Source organism: Streptosporangium minutum, from assembly GCF_002149035.1.
GTDB lineage: Bacteria > Actinomycetota > Actinomycetes > Streptosporangiales > Streptosporangiaceae > Streptosporangium > Streptosporangium minutum.
This window is the reverse complement of sequence record NZ_NGFP01000099.1, coordinates 12,508-30,986: the sequence shown is the minus strand read 5'-3', so window position 1 is coordinate 30,986 and position 18,479 is coordinate 12,508. Positions and strand designations below refer to the sequence as shown.

At 69.4% G+C, this 18,479-nt stretch carries 15 protein-coding genes; 10 read left to right on the top strand and 5 right to left on the bottom strand.

What is annotated here, in order from left to right; genetic code table 11:
- Window positions 1-275 precede the first annotated feature (275 nt).
- Complete coding sequence (locus tag CA984_RS21605) at window positions 276-1,388, top strand: ADP-ribosylglycohydrolase family protein (RefSeq protein ID WP_086575181.1); 1,113 nt, start codon at window positions 276-278, stop codon at window positions 1,386-1,388.
- A 67-nt stretch (window positions 1,389-1,455) separates the two neighbouring features.
- Here CA984_RS21605 and CA984_RS21600 read toward each other — a convergent pair whose 3' ends face one another.
- The 3 genes from CA984_RS21600 to CA984_RS21590 all read right to left on the bottom strand — a co-directional run bounded on the left by CA984_RS21600 (window position 1,456) and on the right by CA984_RS21590 (window position 6,767).
- The gene (locus CA984_RS21600; protein WP_086575180.1) at window positions 1,456-3,780 is read right to left on the bottom strand and encodes a hypothetical protein; all 2,325 of its coding nucleotides are present in this window, start codon (window positions 3,778-3,780) and stop codon (window positions 1,456-1,458) included.
- A 126-nt stretch (window positions 3,781-3,906) separates the two neighbouring features.
- On the bottom strand, window positions 3,907-6,321 hold the full coding sequence (locus tag CA984_RS21595) for a DUF4132 domain-containing protein (RefSeq protein WP_165781353.1): 2,415 nt from the start codon (window positions 6,319-6,321) through the stop codon (window positions 3,907-3,909).
- 53 nt (window positions 6,322-6,374) lie between these two features.
- Complete coding sequence (locus CA984_RS21590; protein WP_086575176.1) at window positions 6,375-6,767, bottom strand: hypothetical protein; 393 nt, start codon at window positions 6,765-6,767, stop codon at window positions 6,375-6,377.
- Window positions 6,768-6,977: 210 nt separating this feature from the next.
- On the opposite strand from CA984_RS21590, the gene CA984_RS21585 reads away from it, so the two are divergent.
- From CA984_RS21585 to CA984_RS21550, 8 genes are all read left to right on the top strand, one after another.
- Window positions 6,978-7,265, top strand: coding sequence for a hypothetical protein (locus CA984_RS21585; protein ID WP_133061738.1), 288 nt, complete (start codon window positions 6,978-6,980; stop codon window positions 7,263-7,265).
- 36 nt (window positions 7,266-7,301) lie between these two features.
- The gene (locus CA984_RS21580; RefSeq protein WP_086575173.1) at window positions 7,302-8,429 is read left to right on the top strand and encodes a hypothetical protein; all 1,128 of its coding nucleotides are present in this window, start codon (window positions 7,302-7,304) and stop codon (window positions 8,427-8,429) included.
- Between the two features lie 140 nt (window positions 8,430-8,569).
- Window positions 8,570-10,888, top strand: a complete 2,319-nt coding sequence (locus CA984_RS21575) for a lantibiotic dehydratase (protein ID WP_086575172.1) — start codon at window positions 8,570-8,572, stop codon at window positions 10,886-10,888.
- Between the two features lie 2 nt (window positions 10,889-10,890).
- Complete coding sequence (locus tag CA984_RS21570) at window positions 10,891-11,790, top strand: thiopeptide-type bacteriocin biosynthesis protein (protein ID WP_133061737.1); 900 nt, start codon at window positions 10,891-10,893, stop codon at window positions 11,788-11,790.
- Window positions 11,741-13,096 carry a YcaO-like family protein gene (locus tag CA984_RS21565; RefSeq protein ID WP_165781352.1) on the top strand — a complete coding sequence of 452 codons (1,356 nt, stop codon included), beginning with the start codon at window positions 11,741-11,743 and terminating at the stop codon, window positions 13,094-13,096. Before CA984_RS21570 ends, CA984_RS21565 begins: the two co-directional genes overlap by 50 nt.
- A 23-nt stretch (window positions 13,097-13,119) precedes the next feature.
- Window positions 13,120-13,776, top strand: a complete 657-nt coding sequence (locus CA984_RS21560; RefSeq protein ID WP_133061736.1) for a hypothetical protein — start codon at window positions 13,120-13,122, stop codon at window positions 13,774-13,776.
- A complete protein-coding gene (locus CA984_RS21555) occupies window positions 13,773-15,482 on the top strand; it encodes a hypothetical protein (RefSeq protein ID WP_086575164.1) in 1,710 nt (569 codons plus the stop codon). Before CA984_RS21560 ends, CA984_RS21555 begins: the two co-directional genes overlap by 4 nt.
- Before the next feature lie 157 nt (window positions 15,483-15,639).
- The gene (locus tag CA984_RS21550) at window positions 15,640-16,215 is read left to right on the top strand and encodes a hypothetical protein (RefSeq protein ID WP_086575162.1); all 576 of its coding nucleotides are present in this window, start codon (window positions 15,640-15,642) and stop codon (window positions 16,213-16,215) included.
- Window positions 16,216-16,506: 291 nt separating this feature from the next.
- Here the strand turns inward: CA984_RS21550 and CA984_RS21545 are convergent, their stop codons facing one another.
- Window positions 16,507-16,791, bottom strand: coding sequence for a transcriptional regulator (locus CA984_RS21545; protein ID WP_242676083.1), 285 nt, complete (start codon window positions 16,789-16,791; stop codon window positions 16,507-16,509).
- 383 nt (window positions 16,792-17,174) lie between these two features.
- On the opposite strand from CA984_RS21545, the gene CA984_RS48050 reads away from it, so the two are divergent.
- Complete coding sequence (locus tag CA984_RS48050) at window positions 17,175-17,294, top strand: DUF1349 domain-containing protein (RefSeq protein ID WP_165781351.1); 120 nt, start codon at window positions 17,175-17,177, stop codon at window positions 17,292-17,294.
- Between the two features lie 124 nt (window positions 17,295-17,418).
- Here CA984_RS48050 and CA984_RS21540 read toward each other — a convergent pair whose 3' ends face one another.
- Window positions 17,419-18,450, bottom strand: coding sequence for an endonuclease/exonuclease/phosphatase family protein (locus CA984_RS21540; protein WP_086575158.1), 1,032 nt, complete (start codon window positions 18,448-18,450; stop codon window positions 17,419-17,421).
- Window positions 18,451-18,479: the final 29 nt, after the last annotated feature.

Below are 18,479 nucleotides of genomic sequence, written 5' to 3'. Positions count from 1 at the left end.
CGCCGGAGCCCCTCCCCTACCCCCGACCCGGAGCAGTCCGCTGCCGGATCGACGAAATCCGTCCGTCCTGTTCGGGAGGCCTCCGCCGGGCGGCGGCCCATGCTCCGGGTTCTCCTGCTCGCGGCGGGATCCGCGCTGGCGGCGGAGAAACACCGCATACGCACCAGAAGCCGCCGTATTAGCCTGGACCGCAGCCCTCTCGTCATACCTCCTGAGGCCGCCACTGGAGCTTCCCGTCGCCCGTTGGCAGCCGGGGGAGACCCAAGGAGTTGATCGTGCGCCGTCCCATCGATGACCTGCCGGAGTACCGCAGCCGCGTGAGAGGTTGCCTCCTGGGCGGCGCGCTCGGCGACGCGCTCGGCGCCCCCGTCGAGTTCGAATCGCTCGGCGGGATCCGCAGGCAGTACGGCTCCGCGGGCCTGACCGAGCCGGCCCCCGACTGGCGCGGCAAGGTCGGTCTGATCACCGATGACACCCAGATGACGCTGTTCACCCTGGAGGGGCTGATCCGCGGGGAGAACGTCACCGCCGTACGGCGGGCCTACCTGCGCTGGCTGGACACCCAGCAGCACTCCTCCCCGCCGCCCGCGGACGGCGGGGTCCGCACCGGCCGGCTCCGCGAGCAGAGATGGCTCTACTCCCGGCGGGCCCCCGGCAACGCCTGCCTGTCAGGCCTGCGCCACGGACAGGCCGCCGCTCCCGCGCCGTTCGGTGAGCCGGGACCGGTCAACCCCGGCTCCAAGGGCTGCGGAACGGTCATGCGCTCGGCCCCCTTCGGATTCCGCGCACGGAGTGCCCGGCACGCGTTCGAGCTGGCCGCCGAGTGCGCCCAGGTCACCCACGGTCACCCCACCGGCTACCTCGCCGCGGGCGCCTTCGCCGCCATCGTCCACTTCCTGATGAACGACCTCGCCACGGACGACTCCGCGACGGACAGCGCGCCGCTCGCGCAGGCCGTACGGAGGGCGATGGACCTGCTGGCTGCCTATCCCTCCCACGAGGAGACCACCGGAGCGCTGCGCGCCGCCGTGTCCCTCGCGGCGGAAGGCGCCCCGAGCCCGGAGAGGGTCGAGTCGCTCGGCGGGGCGTGGATCGCCGAGGAGGCGCTCGCGATCGCGGTCTACTGCGCCCTGGTCAACCCTGAGCCCGGCGATATCCGGCAGGCATTGCTGCTCGCGGTCAACCACTCCGGTGACAGCGACTCCACCGGCGCCGTCTGCGGCAACCTCCTGGGCGCCCTCCACGGCGAGGCCTCACTCCCCGGCGACTGGCTCGTCCATCTCGAAGGCCGTGACGCCATCACCGAACTCGCCGACGACTTCGCGGCCTGGTCCACCGGCGGCCATGAGCCCACCGGCGACTGGCTCACGAAGTACCCCGGAGACTGACCCGCCCCCGGCACGTACGGCGGGCTCATGCCGAAGTACTCGGCGCCCCAGCCGCTGCGGATGACGGTCACGGGTCGGTCCGCTCGCGGTGGACGACGACCTCGTCCCCGCGTCCCGGATACGCCATGATCAGCAGCCGCTGCCCAGCGCGCTTCTCGCCCTTCCACGGGAGCCAGGCGTAGTGGACGCGGATCCGGTAGTGGCCCTTGCCCCGGACGGCGAGGTCGGGGAGTTCGGGACCGCCCATCGCGTCTCTGAGCTTGATCTCGCCGGTCGGGCTTTGATAGCCGACCTCGACGACGTGGTGCCACCCCTTGGTCTCCACGGGCGGGCGACGCCGGTAGGTCTCGGTCGTGACGCAGACCCTGGGATCGGCATAGATGCTGATCATCAGATGGCCGGGGAGCGCGGCCACCAGCCCGTTCTTCTCCAGAAGCTCGTACAGGCCGTCCTCGAAGGGGTCGTTGTAACCGTCCTCCTCGTACGCCTCCAGGACGCCGTGGTCGGTCCACAGCGGTTCCCTGCGCACCGATGCCGACTCCGGCCTGATCAGGGGGCGGTGGCGAGGCGCCGCATCGCACTTGCGCTGCTCCTCCGCCTCCCGCTCCGCGATCTCGCGGTCCTCCGCGTCGATCCTCGCCTTGACGATCGCGGCGGCGCGCGGGCAGATCTCGTCGAGAGGGTAGGTCAGCCCGCGCACGTCGACGCCACTGGCCTCGCGGACGCGGGCGATCTCCCGTGGGTCGTTCCGCGTGTAGACGCCGCACAGCCGGTGCCCGTACGCCACCAGCGCCAGGTCGGGTGTGCCCTGCCCGAACGGCGGCCCGTCGGACCCGCGCGCCTCGCACACGAAGGCCGTCTCCCCGGTCATCGGGCGAGACTCGACGTGCTGCCCGTACTCCCCGGCTGTGGACCGGGCCCGCTCGCAGTCGCTCCGCGAGGTGAACGGGCCGCGCGCGTGGTCCGCCACCGGGAGGAGGGAGAGCGCCACGACCGACACCGCGACCGCCACAGCCACCCGGTACGGCGAGCGCCGGGCCGGGCGCCTGCCGTACAGGGACATCAGGATGATCGCGGAGACGGTGAAGGCGGCGCTGTGCCACAGCGGTGAGATGCCGAAGAAGATCTCGCCGGTCTCCACGTCGGGGGCGAACATCCAGTCGGGATAGATCTGCGCGCCCTCGTAGTCGAACACCATGTCGCCGCCCAACGACTCGGCGGCGGTGTGGTCCGGGGCGGCCCGGGTCGTGACTGCGGTGACAGCCCCGACCGCGGCGGCGATGACCAAGGAGCACGCCGTCGCCCGCACCAGGCGGCGCGTCCTGCGCACCACCGCGACCAGGACCAGGACGGCGAGGCCCCCCACCCCGACGAGGAGGTCGAAGCTCAGCCAGAGCAGCAGACCCGAGCCGGTGAAACGCGTGCGGAACGCCGACTCGACCGCCCCCCTCGGGCCGATCCAGAACGGCAGACCGTGGGCGAGGTGGGCGAGCGCGGGCAGCAGCGGCAGCACGACCGCGGCGACCGGCAGCGGCCACCGTCCGAGCGGGACCCTGGCCGGGACCGGCCTCTCCCGGCGCGGTACGGCTCCCGCGAGATCGTGGGCGGACCGCGCCAGCCACACCAGCATGAGGATGGCGCGCGCACCGGAGACGCCGAGGATCACGGTGAAAGCGGGGGCGCTGAAGCTGTCGAAGCCACCGAGTGCCAGCGGCATGACGAGAGACGCCAGCACCACGCTCGCGGCCCCCGACCACACGGCACCCCTGCCCCACCGGCCGTCCCGCGCCTGGGCCACGAGGATCAGCGCCATCCAGAGCGACCAGAGCAACCCGTCCAGCCCGACAAGGTCGAAGATCTGCTCGACGGCACGGATGTCGAGCTCGTCGAACACCTCCTCGCCGATCGAGCCCACCACGCCGAGCGTCCCGGCCGCGAACGCGATGAACCTCAGCGCCCGGGGGGTGCCGTCCAGCACCCGGTGGAACAGCACCACGAGGGCGAGTCGCCCGATATCCCGAGCGACGTCCACCCACCAGGGCGACGGGAGTAAGAAGAGCACGTAGAAGATCAGCTGGACGGCCAGGTAGGCGTAGAGCACCCTCCGCAGCCGGCGGACGTGCCTGTCCGGAGCGGTGTCCTGGCCGACCACCCGCCCCCGGAGAATCTGCCACAGGGCCCAGCCCTGCACCCCTCCCGCCAGGACCAGGACCAGCGCGTACCACCCCGGTTCCAAGGGCCGCCACCGGCGGACCACGAGCCACCAGACGACCTCGCCGTCGCCGCGCACCACCGCGATGACGCCGGACACGACGACCGCGACGAGATAGCCACCTGCGAAAAGCGCGGCGGGCCATCCGAAGCGGTAGCGGCCGGGACGATGGGGGCGCACGTGGACTTCCCTGGGGGGTGAGAAGAATGATCAGGTCTGGGTGACGAGAAAAGGATCAAGCCGGCAAAGCGCCCCACCCTAACGGGCCGTTTCCCGGGAGTCGATCAACGATCCGCCACGGCGCCCTCAGGCGTCGAGCTGGCGGGTGATCGACGGATCGGTGATGGCCGTGTCGTCGGCGAGCAGGAACGCCTTGGACAGGATGACCGACAGCATGCCGCCGTCCTCCTCGAAGGGCAGGAAGACGGACGCGGCGGCGCGGTCGCGCCCGGGGACGATGCACAGGTAGGCGTCGTTGGGCTCCATCAGGATGTTGCCCGACCCCAGGTGGATCCGGTAGGTCCGCCGGTCTCCGCGCACCCGCAGGAACCGGTCGGTCAGCTCCGCCCGCTCGGCGATCCTCAACCGGGGCAGGAGCCGGGCGAGCGCGTCGCGCCGGGTCCTGGCGGTCTCGGTGAGCTCGCCGAACCCGTAGGAGTGCCAGTAGTCCTCGTGCCCGCCCGCGGCCTGCTGGTCCAGGCCGACCGAGGTGACCCCGACGGCCAGGTCGGCGTCGCGGAGCACCTCCGACAGCACCAGCGGCGGCACCTCCGTCAGCGGCACCCCCTCCAGCGCGGTGCGGTTGCCCGCCCAGTCGTGGCCGGAGAGCTCCTCCTGCCCGTCCCGGTAGAAGGTGATCTGCTCGGTGGCGCAGAGGGAAGCGGTCTCCCACCCGTCGGCCGCCGGGTCGCTGACCACGTGCATGCCCCAGCGGACCCGCCAGCCGGACAGCTCCCTGACCGCCTCGCCCTGGTCACCGCCGCACTCGTAGTCCCAGTGGCCGATGGACAGGCCGGTCCAGCCGCGCTGGTTCAGCAGCGTCTTGGCCTGGCCGTACCGGAGCACGTGCCCGGCGAACCGGTTGGAGAAGGTGCGGGTGTGCTCCTCTGCCGGGGTCAGCAGGTAGACCTCGCGGAACGCCTGCTTGTACGGCTGGCGGATCCCGTGCTCCAGCAGGTGGTCGCGCCAGGTCCGGACGTCCTCGGCCGTCTCCCGGATCGGGTGCCACAGCCGGATCGGGGCGTCGGGGTCCGGCTGGACCCTGCGGCCCTGCGGATCGGTGAGTTCCCAGCCGGAGTCGGTTCTGACGGGGAGCCCGGCCTGGCCCTGAAGGATCTGCCAGATCAGATTCCGGGCGTACAGGCCGGTAACCGGGTGGTCGAGGAAGAACTCCGTCACCTGCCGCCAATGCCAGGTCCGTTCCTCGATCAGCGCCCGCTCCAGCCGGAACCGCTCGGCCGGAAGCGCCTGCTTGAGCTCCTTCAACGTGGTCTTGAGCACGGCCAGCGCGGGGTCCTGGCGGATCGCCTGTGGCACCGACTTGATGGTCTTCCCTGCGGCGTTGACGTAGCGGAGCGCGGGACCGTCGGCGCAGAGCCGTACGAGACAGTCACCGATCTTCTCCTCCCGCACCCCGTCCGGGCCGAGTCCGAAGGCCGGCACGGTGCGGTCCAGCAGCTGCTCGCGGGTCAGCCCCGCCTGCTCGGCCACCGCGTCCAGGGTGCGCGCCACGTTGGCCAGCACGGACTTCTTGCGGACCTTGACCTGGACCCTGGCCAGTGACGCGACGGTGTCCAGCCCGCCGCGGCGGGCCAGGACGTTCACGGCGGCGTTGGCGAGCATCTCGCTGCGGCAGTTGGCTCCCGCCCCGCCGATCCCCGTCCCACAGGTCAGGGCGAGGTCGCCGAGGAGCTGGGTCACCCATGGCTCGTCGATCAGCTCGCACGTCCACACCATGCCGCGCACCGGTACAGCGGTGCGTTCGTGCAGGAAGACGGTCTCCGTCCATTCGTAGCCCTCGTCGGAGCGGCGATCGACCCTCTTCTCCCGATGGGCCGCGACCAAGGCGAGGATCTCGCGGACCAGGCCGGCGGCCTCGGAGGTCAGGAGCGTCCGGGCGGTCTTGAGCCATTTCCCGCTGGGCTTGGAGGACCTGGCGGTGTTCCAGTGGCGCAGCAGCGGCAGGATCTCGGGAGCGGCCAGGCGCGGGCCATACTCCTCGGCCAGCAGGCGGGCGATGCCGTCGCAGTCCCAGATCACGTTCCGCACCACGCCTGCCGGGCCGTTCTCGGCGGGTTCGGTCAGCACGTCCTCCAACTGGTGGTGGAGCGCGTCCCAGACCGGCCGGTGGTATTGACGGAACCAGCCCGGCGTCCACTCCAGGATGCGGCGGCGGTCCGCGTACCCCATTCTGCGGATCGCGGCGAGCGGGATCCGGTACAGCTCCGGATAGTTGGTGTGCAGCCAGGTCATCAGTGAATGGGCGGCCGACCAGAGGAATCTGACGTCCCCGGCCGTCCACGGGATGTCGGCTTCGGCGACGGACCGGGTCACACGCAGCACCCGCTCGTCGTAGTCGTGACCCCCCTCCATTCCCAGGCTGAGCCGCAACTGCGCCCAGCGGCCGAACATCCGCAAGTCGGCCTTCTCTCCGGGGAGCTCCTGCCCCGCGGCGAAGGCCGCGTCGAACCCAGCGAAGACAGCGCGGGCCGATGCGTCCATCTGACGGATGACATGGTCGTGAGCGTGCGGGAAATCGTCGATGACGCCCATGCTCAGCCCCCGACCAGCGGGACGAGCTTGATGAACGACACGACCGGGTCGACGGTCAGATCGATCAGCTCGGACAGATCCTCGATCTGACGCTCCCCGGCGAGCAGCAGGAACCCGTTGCGCCGGAACGCCCGCTCGGCGGCGTCCGCCTGCTTCTCCCAGTCGATCCGCCGTCCCGCGCCCATCCGGTAGCCGTTCAGCTCCACCTCGGCGTCCACCGGCCGGACCAGGCCGTTGAACCGGGGAGCGGGAGCCGCGTTGTAGCGGGCGACCTCCTCGCGGACGCGGAGCCGGACAAGCTCCCGCGCCGAAATGCTTTCGGGCAGGTCGGGGAGCGAGAACTCCTCTATCGGCTTTCCCGTCGCGGTCTCGTCCCGGAAGGTGACCGTTGCCATCGCGCAGCTCCACAAGTCATCGAAATCGTTGTGGTGATCATCAGTACCAGCCGGACCCGACAGAAACCGGCCTCGTCATCCCGGCATCACCCCTGGCAGGGGCCTGCCCCTTCTCAGGAGAGCCCCGGCGTCCGTGAAATGAATCCAATGAATCAATTTCATCGATTCATTTAGTTGCCGAGAGGAAACTATTTTCTTTTTATTGTACATGTGATCCACGTCACATCGAATTCAACTTCACTCGATCAATCGGCGCATGCAATAGTCGAATTGCCCAAAGAAATGGCAAGCAAGAAGAAGGGGTTAACCATGCAGGATCATGGTCTCGCACCGGATTTCGCCACGGATTTCGAGCTCTTCGCTCGTGAGCTGTCCGGCGACGAGATGGACGCCGGTCGCTCGTTCGGCTCCAGCCTGAGCACCGGCTTCACTTTCTCCACCGGCACGTGCAGCAGCGCGAGCACCGTCTCCACCGCCGGCTCATCCGCCACCGGCTGAGCCTGAGAGACTAGGAAAAGGGGAGGTCCCAGTCCGATGCCGCGCCCCGATGCCGCATCCGGTTTGGTGGATGACGCGCAGCTGGCCTGGGACCTCCCGGTCGCCTTCGCCCCGTCCGTGGAGATTGTTTCCGAAAACAATCCCGGTGTGCTGCTGTACCGAAAGGACACCGGGCGATATTTTCAGCTCGGCCGCAGCTCGCGGATGTTTGTCCCGCATTTAAAGGAAGGCGTCACCCCCGGCTATCTGGTTCAGAAGATTTCCGGCCTGTTCCAGGTCCAGGAATCCGCGGCGGCGCACACGGTCACGAGATTCCTGTCGGAGATCCGCGAGATGGGGCTGCTGGACGTCCCGCCCCCGGCGAAAGGCCTGCGCGGCGGAGCCGCCCGGGTCTTGGCGGAGATACCCATGCGGCGGCTCGTCCTGGTGCGTGACCCTTCTCCGCCGGCGGCCTCCGGCAAGCCCGCGACGCCCCGGAGCCTGACGCGAATCGCCGCAGGAGCCTTCGTATGCGCGGTCGTCCTACTGGCGGCCGGCGTGGCCGCACTGGCGGCGACCCGGCTGCTCGACGTCAGGGCCCTCGGGAGCGCCTCGATCGCGATCCCGCTCGTCCTTCTGCTCCACCTGATGTTGCACGAGGCCAGCCACTGGCTGGCTTGCCGATATTACGGTGTGACGGTTCCCGAGGCCGGGATCGCCTTCTGGTTCTGGATTCTGCCCAGACCCTATGTCGATCGTTCACACGCCTACCGGCTCAACCGCCGTACACCGTTGGTCGTCATCACCACGTCGGGGATCGTCGTCGACGCGCTGAACGCCGGCATAGCGGGAACGCTGGCCTTCGCCACGGACGACCCCACGCTCCGCGCGCTCGCCGCGGCGGTCGCGTACACCCTTCTGATGACCCTCGCGAACGACGTCAACCCTTTGTTGCCAAGTGACGGGTTGCACGCGATCGAGGCGGCGACCGGGCATCACTCGTTCCGTCGCAGGGCGATCCAGTACCTGCTCACCCTTGTTCTCCGTCTTCCCTCCTCGCATCACCACGAGTTCGCCAGCCGCCGGCTCCGCCTGCTGTATCTCGGATACGGCCTGCTGGCACTCGCCTACCTGGCTGTCGTGGCCTTGCTCGTCGCTCGTTTCGTCGCATCGGTGGGGGGATAAGAATGAGATTCCGGGAATCTGCGACCATCGCGCCCTTCGTCCTCGTGCGCTTCTCCGGATACGCGGCAACAGGGCCGCACAGACTCCGGGCGGGCCGCACGACGGCCGCGCTCGATGAGATGCGTGAGTGCGGGCGCCGGTTGGAAACGCTCACGGACCCGCTGGCCGACGCGCTGTACGGACTCGTGCCCACCTTGCCCGCCGAGGAGCGCCGTGCCGCGGTGAGCCTCCGGAGGGATGTGCACAACGGCCGCGTCCCGCGGATCTCCAAGGATGCGCGGGATCGGATAGCGACCCGGCTCGCTCCGGACGCGCGGCAGGCGCTGACACGATGGCTGGCGCTCCTGGAGCGGTCCGAGGCGGCCATGACGGCCTACACGGAGATCTTCGAAGCGGAACTCGCCGAGGCCGAAGCCGAGCTGATCGAGCAGGCCGGCACGGATGAGATGATCAAGGCTCTCTCCCTTGCCTCGCCGGAGGTCACGGCCACCGTCCTGCGGGGAGACCCGGCCCGTGCGGGGGTCAGAACGAGGCGGAAGCTGGTACGCACGCTCTTCAACTACTTCGTGCGGGCGACGGTCAAGACCAGCCCCCTCGGCTGGTTCAGCCCCGTGGCGGTGTGCTCGATCGGCGGCGAAGGCCCCGGAGGCAGCGCCGAAGGCGGTTCCTACCAGGCGGTCGCGACCCTGCCTCAGGCTCTCTATCTTCGGCTCCTCCAGCGTTTCTGCGCGCACGAGTCCGCCGGCCGCCACCTGCGTCTCCACCCCGCCCGGCAGCTTGACAGCACCCACATGCTGCGTGCCACGTACTCCCACACGCGGACCAACAGCTTCTTCTGGCGCGAGGATCTTCTGACGGACATGACCGTCCACCGTGGACAGGTACGGACGGTGCCTCATGGCATGTCCGGTGAACACGTACTCGCCGCACTTCGCAGGGACGACTCGGGGGCGTCCTGGTCCCGGGTGGCCCGGCTGACCGACTCGGGACTTCTCCGTCTGGAGTCGGCGTGGGCTCCGGACGACTACGACGCCCACCACTCGATGACCGTGCTGGCCGAGTCGCCCGGAGTGACGGACGCCATGGGGACGGAAGTGGCCGATGCGCTCCGTGACATGCGAGAAGGCATGCTTCAGATGTCCGAAGCCGCGCCCCGGCTGCGAGCGGCTCTCGCCTCGCGGATCACGCGCCAGGCCGTGGAACTCGACGAGGCCACGGCCACCGCCACGGCGCCACGGGTCCCCGACCTGGCCGTGCGGGAGGACGTTGTCAGGAACAACCCCCTGCCCGCGTTGCCGGAGTGGGTCGAGGACGCCCTCTCCGGCTACGGCCGACGGCTGTCGGCCTACATGACCGTCCTGCCGCAGTACGCGAGCACACTTGAGTTCTGGCGACGGCACATCGCGCCCGTCCATGACTCTCTCTCGCTGCCGGCGTTCCTCTCCCTCTACATGACCACCCCCGGCCCTCATCTGCGGCGCAACATCGACGTCCGGCTGTCCGACGGTCCGGCCCTCGACATCGGCCCGGGGCCCTCGATGCTCCGGCCCGCCTTCGCGATCCTGTTCCAGCTCGCCACCCTGGAAGATCGGGAACAGGTGGTCGTCCTGAACCAGCTCATGGACGGCGCCGGAGGCGTGACCGCCCGCTTCCGCAAACTGCTGGCCCCCCGGCTCCTCGAAGATCCGCTCCAGGCGTGGCTCAACCATCTGGCGCCGGAGGGTTCACGGCCTCTGGAACTCACCGTGGCCTCGGACTGGAACCCCGTCCAAGCGCGGTGCGCGGGCCGTGCCCGCGCGCTCGACATGGGCGGCGGGCTGGTCCCGGCGGGAGAGTCGACGGCGCTGGACCGGTTGCGGATCCGGCTGGACGAGCACTCGGGAACCTTGGTCGTGGAGGACGAGCACGGCCCCGTCGTTCCCTTCTACTCCGGTCTCGTTCCCCGCCGCATACTGAACGGGCCTGCCAACGTGCTGTCCACCATCGCCAGCCCGTGGTACTGCTCGGCTCCCGAAGCGTCGGGAACCGCCTCGCTGTTGCTCCGTCTTGAGCGGCCCACCGGAGTCGTGCACAGACCTCGCGAACGCGCCGGCGCCGTGATCACCCGTAGAGCGCACTGGATGGTGAGCGCGGAAGAACTGCTGGCCGAGGTGAAGGCTCCCACCCCGGCCCTGACCTTCGCGGCCTATCGCGACTGGGCCCGTGCCCACGGGCTCGCGGATGAGCTCTTCGTCCGCCGGGGAACCGCGGAGCCCGACCTGTTCGCCAAGTCCCGCAAGCCGCTCTGGCTGTCCAGCGCCGTGCCCCTCTCGGTCTCGGGCCTCCTGGACTCGCTCTCGGCGAAGGAGATCCTCATCATGGAGGAAGCCCTCCCCCGGCCCGGGGAGGACTCGCCCGTGATCGACGGACATCCGCGCACGACGGAGTACGTCGCCCACATGAGCTGGGACGGGTGCTGATCATGCATTCCTGGCTCTACTGCGCGATATATCCCGGCGCCTTCGATCGGCTGGACAGCGTGATCCAGGAGCTCGTGGCAGGGACACACGGCCTGATCGAGACCGGGACCGAGCGGGACCGCTGGTTCTTCCTCCGGTTCTTCGACGTCGGCGGCCCGCACGTCAGGCTGCGCGTTCAGGGTCCGGCCGGGCTCCTGGACGATGTCTACACCGACCTCGTCAGCCGCTTCCCCGACTTCCTTCGCAAGGTTCAGACCGATCCGGGCACCCCGGCCGTGTCCGTGCCGGGGACACCTCCCACGAACTACTGGGAGGCCGTCGACGTCCGGCTCTACGAGCCCGAGTTGCGCCGGTACGGAGGCGTCGAAGGTGTCCGGGTGGCCGAGGGCAATTTCATGCTCTCCAGTGAGATCGCGTTGCGAGCGGTCAGCGAGGGCCTCGACCACCTCCAGCGCCAGGCCCTCGCGGCGCTGACGATGAGGAACGCCCTCCGGCACTGCCTACCCGGCGCGGAGGAGCAGTTCTGGTCCAAGTACCTCTGGTACTGGACGGGCGGGGACGGACCGTTCGCACCCGCCGGCCGGACGGCTGCGGCCTCGTCGGCCGCCCGCCTGGAGCCCGCCATCGGCACCGCCGGAGACGCCCTCCCGCCGCACCTCGTACAGGACGCCGAGAGGTACGGCGGCGCGATCCGGACGACCGCCTCCGAGGCGATCGCCGGCGGCGTGCCTCTCACCACCTGGCAGTGGGTGTTCCACCTACTGCACCTGCACAACAACCGGCTGGGGATCACGCCGGGTGACGAAGCCGTACTCGCCGCCCTGCTGGGTGGAACACCGAAGGAGGATGCCGATGCGAGTGAGCACCGATCCGATGGCCGGCCCGCCGCCGCCCACCATTGAGGCCGCGCTGCGACGGCTGGATCCGCTCATCGACGGCCGGGGCGCCCTGATCAACCTCGTCACCCGGACCCCGATGACCACCGGACGGCAGCGCTTCCCGGTGTGTACCGCGGCCCTGGGCAATCCCGGGTCGCTCCTGCCCGGCACAGCGGATGCGCCCCAGCGCATGTCGTGGGCCGCCCTCGACGGCGCGGGCAGCGGGCTCGCCGAGGAAACCGCCAGGCTGACCGCCACGGTCGAGGCGATCGAACGCTACTCCAGCTGCCTGTGGGACCCGGAGCAGTTCCTGTGGGCCAGCGCGCGCTCTCTCGGCGACGAGGCACTGGACCTGAACCGGGTGCCGCGGTGTTCCGAGTCCGAGCTGGCCGCCCCCGCGTGCCCGCTCGTGGCCCCCGACCCGGACGCGCCGATGCGCTGGATACGCGGTGTGGACCTCGCCAGCGGGGAACCCCGATGGCTGCCGGCGGTCATGGTCTACCTGCACATCCCCGTCATGAGCCGCGGTGAGCGGTTCTGGCTGCCCATCTCGACGGGCACGGCGGCGCATTTCGACTACGACAGCGCCCTGCTGGGCGCCGTGCTCGAGTGTGTCGAGCGGGACAGCATCGCGCTCACCTGGCTGCAGCGGCTGGCGCTGCCGAAGATCGAGATCGACGTCTCCGATCCGGTCCTGGACCAGGCGCTGGAGGTCTCCTCCCGGTCCGGTTTGAAGACCGTTTTCTTCGACGCGACAACCGACCTGGGCATTCCGACGGTCTACAGCGTGGACATAGATCCGCAGGCGACGAAGGTACGCACCTACGTGATGTGCGCCACGGAGCTCGATCCCCGGCGGGCCGTGGCCAAGGTGATGCGCGAGTCGTCCTCCGGGCGGCTGGCCATGCAGTACCAGAAGCCGGACGACAAGCCGCTGGACGACTACATCGACGTGTTCGACGGCGCGGTTCACATGGCGGCGGCGGAGCGTGAACATGTGTTCGATTTTCTCCTGGACTCCCCGCACCGGCGCCGGCTCTCCGACATGATCCCCGCGATTCCGGACTCCCCCGCCGAGCGCCTGTCGTGGGTGGTGCGCAAGCTTCAGGATGCCGGGTGCACGGTCTACGCCGTGGACATCACCTCCGACGAGGCCCGGGCGACGGGTCTGCGTGTGGTGCGGGTCATCGTCCCCGAACTCGTCCCGCTGAGCTTCGCCTACCGTGCGCGTTTTCTGGGCACCACCAGGCTCTACACGGCCCCCGAGCGCATGGGCCTGCCGGTGCACGCGGAGCCCGACCTCAACCCGTGGCCGCAACCCTTCGCCTGACCAGTCCGGAGAAAGAGATGAACATGACGCATGTCATCGCCATCGGGCCGTTTGCGGCCGACGTGGCCACGGTGCTCCAGCGGCGGGGGGTGGACGACGAGCCGACTCTCTTCGCCCAGGGGCACGGCGTGGTGACCAGCCTTCTGCCCCGAGCCGACGCCTACGTTCTCATAACCTCGCGACACGACTCGAAGCTGGTGGCGGAGGTCGGCGATCTGGTCGGGAAGTGGGGTGCGTCCTTCGTCCCCGTGGTGCATGAGACACGCTGGCTCAGAGTCGGCCCCCTGTCCCTTCCCGGAGGGACCGGGGCGTGTGCCGAGTGCTTCGAACGCCGGTCCATACAGCATTCGACCATCGGCAGCGCCCTGTCCGACCTGCACGCCTTCTATGCGAGGGACCCCGTGGGGCCCGGTGGCCACCTTCCCTCCCATGTGCTGACGGCCGCCGGGCTGGCGCAGTGGGGACTGGCGACGCTGCACAGCGGCGACTCCGGGGCCCACGGCGCCTACCGCGCCGTGAACGTGGCGAAATCCCAGTTCATACAGGGGCGGACGGTGGGGGTGCACGGGTGCCTCCGCTGCTACCCCCTCTCGGAGTCGATCTCGCGACGGGACCGCTCGTGGCGCGGTCTCACCGACCATCTCACCGTCGCGAGCACCGGATCGAAGAAGGACATGTGAACACCGAAAGCACCATGGACTCGCGACGTATCGCCGCCGCCATCGCCCGCGACCCGCAACTGTCGCTCCCGGACCACCTCAAGGTCGTGGACGGACTCGTGATCGCGGAGGTACGCACGGGCGAACTCCTCGTCGAGGGCATCGCCAAGCCCCAGCTCTTCAGCGGCCGGCACGTCGAATTCGTACGGCGGCTGCTTCCCCTCCTGGACGGCCGGCGCTCCGCGGCGGAGATAGCCGAGTCGCTCGGCCTTTCCTCCGCGGACATCGTCAGGACGGCTCTTTCGCTGCTCTACTCCTGCGGCATGCTGGAGTCGGGTCCGCCCCCCGAGGAGACGCGCGCGCTGGAGCACACTCCCGTGCCCTCACACGTGCTGAGCTATCTGAGCAGGAATGTGGACTCCACCCGGGACAACCCCTCCGGCGTCCACGCGGCCCTGAAGCTGGCGCGACAGCCGGTCGTGGTCGCGGGTCCCCCCTCCACACTGCGATCGACGCTGGTACGGGCGCTCGGCGAGTGCGGCGTGACATCGACGCGGGAGGAGGAGATACCCCTCGGCCCCGTCCCTCTGCCGGCCGCTCCCATCGCCGTCGTGATCGACGACGGCACGCTGGACCTGGACCGGATAACCGCCTTCGACGCCTCGGTACGGGCAAGCGGTGGACGCTGGTTCCTCGTCTCCCTGACCGGCTCGGGCGCCCTGATCAGCCCACTCTTCGAGGACGGCTGGTCCGGCTGCCTGTCGTGCTACCGCGCGCAGCGTCCGCTGGAGCGATCGGACGAGGCTGCGACGATCCTCGACTGGCAGGAAGACCTGCTGGCAGGGATGTTGGGCAATGAGGTGTGCCGCCTGGCGACAGGAGTGCAGTCGCTCTACGACGAGTCGGCCGTCACCGTCATCGACTTCGACGCCTGGACGGCCGAGGTCGAAACCTTCGTCCAGCTTCCCGGCTGCGCGTCCTGCCTGCCGGGCACCGAACCGATCGAGAAGGACGACCTGATCGTGGTCGCCTTCGAACAGGAGGTCACACAGCCGCCTCGCCGCTATATCCCGGCCAACGCGCACCAGGGCCACTACAGCACCTCGAACATCGAACTCCAGTTCTTCGACCGCCCGCGTGACTGGCAGCCGGTCGACGCCGTCGGCGAGGCCGGCTCGGAGCTGAAGGCCCTGCTGGAGTTCTCCTTCGGCATCCGCGAGATCATCCCCGCGACGACATCGCGGGCGACCGCCCGTCGCCGCTGGGCTCCCACCGGTGGCAACCTGGGTTCCCAGACGGCCTACCTGATCCCCCTGGAATCCAACCGGGCGGGTCTGGAACCGGTGGTGCACGTGTACGACTCGGTGGCCAACCTCCTGCTGCGGAGCCGGATCGCGGTGCCCGTGAAGCGCCTCGCCGACGCCGTCCCGGGTTCCGGGACTCAGGCGGACGCCGTACTGGTCCTGGTCGGTGACTGCTTGAAGCTCGTGGAGAAGTACCAGAGCTTCGGATATCGGATCATCAACCTGGACTCCGGCGTCGCCACCTGGCAGCTGGGGTTCCAGGCCGCGCATCTCGGATGGACGGTCACGGCACTCGCGGAGTGGGACGACGCCCAGCTGACTGACCTCCTTGACCTCGATGTTCGGCAAACGCCCATCACCACTGTGCTCACGCTCCGCCGTACGAGCACCGGCCCCGGACAAGAGAGCGCCGCCCATGACTAGTCGGACTCCCGGTTACCGGCCGCAGGAGATCGTGAAAGACCTCATCACGCGGTCACATCTCGCAGGCAGGACCAGCCGGGCACAGGAATGGAACCCACCTGCCGAGAGAGCCCCCGGGCATCTCCTTCCCCCGGCGAGCACGCCCACGGTCGACCCGATGACCGTACTGGCCCTGCGCCAGGCCACCCGCTTCTACCGGCCGGTCGGCATCGACCAGGCGACGATGGCCGGCGTCCTCCAGGCTCCGCCCTTGGCGCGGGCGGCTCTCGACACGGCGGCAACGGTGCCGCACGTCCAGATCCTGGCCGCCGCCTACAGGGTGGAAGGACTGCGGCCCGGACTCTACGACGTGCACTCCGCCGGCACGCGGATCACCTTCCTTCTGGAGCTTCCCCCCGCCCGCGAGTGGCTGCTGCAGGATGAGTTCGCCGACGCGGCCCTCGTAACCGTGGTCACATGCGACCTTCCCGCCATCGCGGCAGCCGGCGCCCATGCCCACAGGCTGACCATGCATCAGGCAGGAGTGGCCGCGCACAGCATGTGGCTGGCCGCGGGCGGGCGCGGGCTCGCCGGGTCGATATTCGGCGGGCTGGTTCCCTGGGGCATGCCGCTATCCGATTTCCGACCGGGCGGCACCCGGAGCCCGCTCTTGGCGTTCGCCTGCGGTTTCCCCGTGTCCGACCCGGCGATCAGTCCTTGGGGAACAGCGGGCGGGTGGACGGGAGACGCCTAGTACGGCAGCCGCCATTCGCTCTGTGAGCTGGGACGACGCGCATCAGGTCGATGCCCGGTCTCATGAGGCGGTCCCGCGCCACGCCGTGCTCGTCATTGTCGCCCCGGCCATCCGCGCGGCAAGCGCCGCAGCCGCACGATGCCGCACCGACACCCGCCCCCCACCGGTCCCGACCAGCGGCCACCCGAGGACCCGGACACGCCACGTGGACAGCCGGGATCAACCGATCCCGGCTGTCCCCGCCTTTCAGGACGGACCTCTTAGGACAGCCTGCCTTTTAGGACCTGCCTTTTAGGACGGACCTCGCGAGATCGCCAGCAGCGCGGCCGTGTGCCGTTCAAACGCGTCCGCCCCCGGCGCCGTTATGGAGAGCCAGGTGCGCGGACGCCTGCCCACGTATCCCTTCTGGACTTGAATGTATCCGGCGGCCTCCAGCGATGTCATGTGCTTCGACAAAACGGCCGCGCTGATGCCGACTGCATCGCACATTTTTCCGAACTCGAAGTTTCTGTGCCTGGACAGAATAGCGATGACCGAGAATCGAATAGGCGGATGAATCACGGCGTCAATTCCCATGCGAGGATGTGCGACAGAGCCGCTCATCGAAAGGCCCTACTTTCTCCCGAATTTATACGGACAGGTTCCTCGGGCGCGATTCCCGGACCTGATCCCGACTCCTGACGCAGGAATGGATGGGTTCGCCGCCCGAGGAATTCACAGAGACCTGCGGACACGGACAAATCCTCATTAAAGAGGATCATGGCGTGCACAACCAAGGTCTTCGGCTGTCCCGAACAGTCCCGAACGATGTCGCGCGGGCCGGAACGGAGTGATCTCACTCGTGCCACCCGAACCCGCCGAAGAGGGTCATGCGGTGGCCGCATCCCCGCACCCGGCAAGGCCGGATTGCGCCCGCGGACGTGGTGTACGAGCCTCCCCAGCCAGATGGCGCGGAACCGGTGCACATGCTGCGGCCGGCCTACTTCCCGCAGGAGGTGGCCGCCCTCGCCGGGGCGATGTGCGCCGTCCCCGTGGGCAAGGGCTTCGAGACCCGATTCAGCCGCCTGTCCGCCACCTGACGGACCTGCTCGACCTTCCCGCGTCTCATGCCATCGGCGAACGGGGCCGACACATGGGCGGTCGGCTCGTATAAAAGCGCTTGGGATAAAAGGCTAGATAAAGGCGGCGCGGACTCGCTGAAGGTCAGCGACGCGGAAGGACCAGTTCGGCATAGACGGCGCGGTGGTCGGTCTCCGGAAGCCGGTGCACGCCGAATGAGCGGACGCCCACGCGCCGGTCGGCCAGGATGTGGTCGATCGTCACGGTGGGGATGCCGAAGCCGTTGAACTCCCGCGGCCGGAACGGCCACGTGGTCGTGAGGCCGTCGCCCGTCGCGTCGGCGGCGTCCCGGTAGCCCGCGCCCAGCAGGTCGCGGATCCGGGCGTGGTCGAGGGTGGCGTTGAAGTCCCCGGCCAGCACCTGTACGGCACCGCCTGGCCGGGGCAGCGCCGCCAGGCCGTCCGCCCAGCACGGGTACCCCATCTCGTCACTCGGGGCGCAGGGATGCACGGACACGATGCCGACGGGTCCCGCCCCCGGCACCTCCACGGTGGCCACCATCTGGCCGAAGCCGTACTCGATGGCCTGCCCCGGCGTGATCGCGTACCGGGCGTAGACGCCTGACCCACGCGGCCCCTCCAGCGCCAGTTCCGCCTTGTACGGCAGGAGCGTCGCCAGCCCCGCCTGCCGGAGCCCCTCGGCGGCCGATGGCGTCAGCTCCTGGAGGGCGAGGACATCAGGGCGGAGCCTCCGTACGAGATCGACGAGAGCCGACGGAGGGACCGCCCCGACCTCCAGGTTGGAGGAGAGGATCCGTAATGCCGGACCCGAGGGTGTCCGGCCGCCGTCCGGCAGCGCACGCGGGACGACGCACGCGGCCAGCGTCGCCGCCACCACCAGGCCCGCGGCCAGCGCGGCCCACCGCCTCGACGCCAGCGCGACGAGCGGGGCGACGGCCGAGGCGAGGGCCACATAGGGCGTGAACGCCACGAGCTGTACCCACCGGAAGTGCACGTCGGCGGGAATCAGCCGGAGCGCCGCCCACACCGCAAACGGCGACACCACCAGCCAGGCGAGCACGCTCACCCAGCGCCGCCTCCGGCCCCGCAGGACCACGACCGGCTCGGCGCTCACCGGTGAGGCCGTCGTCACCTGGGTGATCTCGTCGTCATGCATGATCCGATCCTGCGGTACGGATGACGGCT